Below are 5,283 nucleotides of genomic sequence, written 5' to 3'. Positions count from 1 at the left end.
GTCTTTTCATGTTTCAAAGCCTCGTGTTATAACAGTTGATAAGAATCCAGCTTATCCAGTAGCAATTGAGGAGCTAAAAGAAGAAAATAAGATGCCAGAAGGCATCCAAATTAGGCAAGTGAAATACCTCAATAATATAGTGGAACAAGATCATCGTTTTATCAAGAAACGTGTACGTTCTATGTTGGGATTGAAGGCATTTAAAACAGCAACCTTTATATTGAGTGGTGTAGAGGCTATGCATATGATTAAAAAAGAACAGATTGATTTACGGCATCAGTCTGTTCAAAATCAGAAAAAATTCATCCATCGATTGTTTGGGCTTACAGCATAAAATAGAATTCCGCTAGAAATATATGAGCTATATGCTCTTTCATTTTATTTTTGCACCAGAACCTCCTATACAGCTTGCTCAATATTCACCATTTTTAGGGGTTTATTTTTGGGGAAACTAGGCCATTACTAGGGACAACAGATTACTAAAGGAGTGAAAATTGTGTGGGGTCTTGGAAAAAAGCGAACAAAATTGGGGAAGTTTTTAGATAAGCATAGAATCGAACAAGAATGGTTGATAAGAAAATCAGGGCTTGGCAGAAATACTGTAGGGGATTTAGCTAATAATCCGGACAGATCACCGACTCGAAAAACAATGCAGAAGATATTAAAGGTACTTCGGGAATTTGATCCAAGAATTAAAGCTGATGATTTTTGGGATATGTAGTGTTTACAACATTCTCCTTGAATTGGTATGATTTCCTTATTAAGGAGGGAGATTTTTTGAATTTAAATATGTATCTAGGAGAAGTACATACCCAAACGCAAAGTATGAACGCTATATGTACCGCTACCATTCAAGGCATGGAACAAGCTATTCAGTCGATTGATGCTTTTGCAATTGATACTGCTCTACAAGGACAAACATATAGCAGTGCAAAAGCATTCTTTACAGAAACTTTTCGTCCTTTAGCACAAGGAATCATTTACTTATGTGAGGAATTGATTCGTCAGAATGATGCTTTTCCAAGTCAATTTGAATCAAAGGTAGCCTCAACGGATGTAATCGAACAAGAAATATTAGAACAAATTCAAGAAATTGACCGAATGAAAACAAGTATGGAAGCCGTCAGTCAAGCTATGCCAATCCCGGGTATGGACGCTATGGCGAATCTTTTTACTGTCATGAGGAAAAAACTGCAAGAAAAGTTAGATCATCTATATGAATTTAATCAAACGTCTAGCAATAACTATGGTACAGCACTTCAATTAGCTGCTAGTATTGCTACGGGTCTTGCTGAAGTCCAAAGTGGGAAAGGTTTTAGTCCTGCTAGTGGTACATTTAGTACACAGGGATTGAATATGGAGTGGACAACTTCTATTCAAGAAATTATAGCAAAGCGTGAAGCAGAACGGTTTTCCAGTCAAGGTGTTGAAGAACTTGGTCAATCTGATTTCATGAAGAATGACAAGACTATATTAGACCAGCTTGATGAAGGTGTACGTGTCGGTTCTGGACGAGCTGTTAGAGACGGAATAGAAGATTTTAAAGCATTGGGAGACAAGGAAACGTGGGAAGATATGGGGTATGCTGCATCGCACCCTTTTAATACCCTTAGAACCATGTACAATGTCCTTTCAGATTCATATATTAAGAATGTAAAAAATGGTGATTTTGAAGATGCTGTAATATGGTTTAGTTATGCCCTAACAGGAATAGGAGTAGGACTAATTGGTGATAAAGGTATTGGTAAAATCACAAAAGTGTTAAAAGGAGCTAGATATGCAAAAGTAAAGGACATCAAAGTACCACGTATACAACAAACTGTTACAAATTGGGTTGATAATTTAAGCATAGAAAATCGATTGGCGTTTGCTGATACAAATGGACTTAATCTAAGGTCTAGTTTGAATTCTACTGCTTTTGAAGCTGAAGAAAAGCTATCGACTCATCAGTTTGCTAATTCTGGTGGAAATACTAATACTAATACTAATGCTATAAAACCAGGAGATACTAGTCCGTTAGCTCCTGGAGGAGGGTTAAATGCCCATGAGACAAAAGGTAGCCAAAGACGTGGCCACTTAATCAAGAAACACATTGGGAAAACAGATGCAGAGTTGTTGCAAAGATTACAGAATGATTCTAGAATAACAGGGTCATCAACTTTCACTGATAGGGCTACCGCTGAAAAAATAGTGGCTACCGTCTTGAATAACCCTCGTAATCAAGCACGCATTCAAAGTTGGCTAAATAGTCCAAGAGATAATAATTTAATTTTACGTTATCATGGTACTGAAATAATTGGACGAGGTGTAATAAAAGGTTCTACAACAGTTGAAGATATGTCAAATGCAAAAATTGTACTGAAGAAGGATAAAAATGGCAGTTTTATTTTAACTGGATATCCATTGTGATAATAGGAGGAAGATTATGTTATTAGAAGACAATTTCGATAATCTCGAAGATGATGAGGTATTTCAATTTCTAGCAGGTACTTTTCACCAAGATACTTTCTATGAAGAAGCGCTCCAAGAATTACTAGAAGAGGTATCAAAAGAGTATTTGCAAGATGCTGTTATTTTTCTAACTGAATTTATTCAAAGCGATTATAGTAATACAGAAAAAAATGAATACATACGGTATTCTGCAGATGGGATATATTTTGAAGGATTAGAAATAACACCATTAGAATGGCTTGAACAAACAGTTAAAACGATAAAACAAGCATTAAAAAACACTTAATAAAAAAATCGACCGCCCATAAAAGGCGGTCTTTTTTCGTTAAATTAACGAAAAGGTACAGGTCAAGCATGGTTTCCCGAATCCTGGACTAGAAACGATATAAAAGAAGCTGGTGAATATGTTGCTAACCTTCAAGAAAATATAAATGTAAAAGACGGAAATATGATATTTGGTGAATATAAAGGCGTAAGGGTTGGAGCAATAAAAACAAACGGTAAGATTGGAACTGTATTCCCAGATGGAACAAAACAACCTTAAAAATGCAAATAAAGGAGAATTAATTATGTTTGAAGAACAAGTAAGAAAAATTATAGAGGAGCGAAAGGCAGTTCATCCTGAAAATATTTTTTTAATTGAAAAATATTGGGAAGAACTCGCAGAATTATTAAGCGAAGATATTGAACAAACTATTAAATTTTTAGATACCGCTTCAGAAGAAGAAGTAGAATGGCTTAGTGAAGTATTTGAGGATGTAGATTTTGACGAAAAAACTAAAGAATACGTGGAGTGTTTAAAACGTTTAGTACAAAAATTTCCGAACTCTACAATAAGACCATCTGTTGAAGTTTTAGAAAAAATGATATTTTAAATACAATCGAATTTAGATGAATAGATTCAATCTCATATTGCGACATATATAGATGTCGTATTTAAAAAAGCAGCTATATCATGCACTTAGAAGCATATACAGCTGCTTTTTATTAAACATAACATAGATTATTGGTTTAATTAATTATTATAAGCCCTAATTTACTTTAATTGAAATATAAGCACCATGAACTCAATGGTTATCATAAAAAAATCAAATAAGATCAGAAAAACTATATAAAAATGGACGAAAATCCTGATTATTATATCTAATAAAATAATAAATAAAAATTCGAATTTCAAAGTTGGTGGACGTTTTTACTCCCCTAAAATTATTGTATGGTGAATTTAAATTAAATAAACTGAAGAAATAATTTTATTTATGCCAGAAAAATAGTAAAGGAGAGTAAAAATGAAAATTTGGGAATTGAGAAGTTCGTTTGATGACTATGAATCCTTTCAACTATTGAATTTAGAAGAAGATTCTAAAAAGCATTTTGAAGGAAAAATTGACTCGGCAGTAAAAGCATCTGATTCATGGGCAGAAATACGTATTAAATGTGTAGCAGAAGGTAAACAAAGTGATTTTCCTCATTTTTGGGGAGAAGTTGGTACACCGATGGTTAGTAAGAAAGCTAAAAAATTCTTAGAGTCTATGCTTGGTGATAATGTAGAATTTCTTCCACTAATTCGCAATGTGACGGGAGAAGTGTATTATATAATTAACATTTTAAATGCAATAGATGCTATTGACTATGAAAAAGCTATACTAAAGAAACTACGTTCTGGCTTAATAATAGATTTCAAAAAATACGCATTTTTACCTAATATGCTTAAGAACCAAACAATATTTAAAGTTTACTTAAATGAAATATTACACATTCCTTCTGTTTTTGTCTCAGATGAATTTAGAAATGCAGTGTTAGAAAGTGATTTAAAAGGTTTCGAATTTACTGAAGTGTGGGATTCAGAATCTAATATGTGATAAAGTACTTGAGGATGGATGATTAAGTAAGAGGACAAAAGATTTTTAAAAAAGCATGGGTATTGCTATCCATGTTTTTTATTTTCCATTTTAAGAGAAGTAACAGAACGACTAAATAGTGTTATGGAAATGGGTGGTGCTCAAGCTGATGCTGTTGATGCCTTACATGATATAAGAGAACAACTATTGAAGGGCACATTAAAACTAAATACGCCAAAAAATAAATGACTTTTCAGGAGGATACAATGAAGATCTGGGAACTACGAGGCTCTGTGAATGATTATGAATCTTTTCAACTACTAAATTTTGATCAAGGCCATGAAAAATATTTTGATGGAAAATTTGATTTAGCAAAAAGTTTATCTAATTCATGGGGAGATATACTCATTGAATGTATAGAAGAAGGTAAACAAAGTGATTGTCCACATTTTTGGGGAAGGAATGGTACATTACTTATTAGTAATAAGGCAAAAAAACTTTTAGAGGCTTTAATAGGGAATGATGTTGAATTTCTTCCTCTAATACATACTGCTACTAATGAACCCTACTATGCCGTTCATGTATTAAATCATTTAGATGCAATTGATAATACCAATACAATCTTTAAAAAGTTAAGAAGCGGCTTAATAGTAGGTTGTGAAAAATATTCATTTATATCCAATGTTGTAGAAAACGGTTCTGGTGCAAAAATAAAATGAAAGAGCATATAGCTCATATATTTCTAGCGGAATTCTATTTTATGCTGTAAGCCCAAACAATCGATGGATGAATTTTTTCTGATTTTGAACAGACTGATGCCGTAAATCAATCTGTTCTTTTTTAATCATATGCATAGCCTCTACACCACTCAATATAAAGGTTGCTGTTTTAAATGACTTCAATCCCAACATAGAACGTACACGTTTCTTGATAAAACGATGATCTTGTTCCACTATATTATTGAGATATTTCACTTGCCTAATTTGGATGCCTT

General features: G+C 33.1%; 8 protein-coding genes and 1 pseudogene. 8 read left to right on the top strand and 1 reads right to left on the bottom strand.

Annotated features, from left to right (window positions below; all coding sequences use genetic code 11):
- The 8 genes and pseudogenes from C564_RS0130935 to C564_RS33105 form a co-directional block, all read left to right on the top strand.
- Positions 1-334: DDE-type integrase/transposase/recombinase (locus C564_RS0130935; RefSeq protein ID WP_018768155.1), on the top strand; the 334-nt coding region annotated here is incomplete at its 5' end.
- Positions 335-496: 162 nt separating this feature from the next.
- Positions 497-721 carry a helix-turn-helix domain-containing protein gene (locus C564_RS0130930; RefSeq protein WP_018768154.1) on the top strand — a complete coding sequence of 75 codons (225 nt, stop codon included), beginning with the start codon at positions 497-499 and terminating at the stop codon, positions 719-721.
- 56 nt (positions 722-777) lie between these two features.
- Positions 778-2,409, top strand: coding sequence for an RNase A-like domain-containing protein (locus C564_RS0130925; RefSeq protein ID WP_018768153.1), 1,632 nt, complete (start codon positions 778-780; stop codon positions 2,407-2,409).
- Between the two features lie 16 nt (positions 2,410-2,425).
- Positions 2,426-2,737, top strand: a complete 312-nt coding sequence (locus C564_RS0130920) for a contact-dependent growth inhibition system immunity protein (protein WP_003210352.1) — start codon at positions 2,426-2,428, stop codon at positions 2,735-2,737.
- A gap of 99 nt (positions 2,738-2,836) precedes the next feature.
- The gene (locus C564_RS37175; protein WP_231382376.1) at positions 2,837-2,995 is read left to right on the top strand and encodes an EndoU domain-containing protein; all 159 of its coding nucleotides are present in this window, start codon (positions 2,837-2,839) and stop codon (positions 2,993-2,995) included.
- Between the two features lie 25 nt (positions 2,996-3,020).
- Entirely contained in the window at positions 3,021-3,326 is a 306-nt protein-coding gene (locus C564_RS0130910) for a hypothetical protein (RefSeq protein ID WP_018768151.1), read from the top strand.
- A 411-nt stretch (positions 3,327-3,737) separates the two neighbouring features.
- Entirely contained in the window at positions 3,738-4,310 is a 573-nt protein-coding gene (locus tag C564_RS0130905; protein WP_018768150.1) for an imm11 family protein, read from the top strand.
- A gap of 245 nt (positions 4,311-4,555) precedes the next feature.
- A pseudogene (locus C564_RS33105) lies at positions 4,556-4,984 on the top strand (imm11 family protein); the annotation flags it as partial.
- Between the two features lie 63 nt (positions 4,985-5,047).
- Here the strand turns inward: C564_RS33105 and C564_RS0130890 are convergent.
- The coding region (locus C564_RS0130890) for a DDE-type integrase/transposase/recombinase (RefSeq protein ID WP_018768147.1) at positions 5,048-5,283 on the bottom strand (236 nt) is incomplete at its 5' end.

It is taken from the genome of Bacillus sp. 105MF, from assembly GCF_000374885.1.
GTDB classification, from domain to species: Bacteria; Bacillota; Bacilli; order Bacillales; family Bacillaceae_G; genus Bacillus_A; species Bacillus_A pseudomycoides.
The sequence above is the reverse complement of the archived record's forward strand: the minus strand, read 5'-3'. Positions and strand labels throughout refer to the sequence as shown.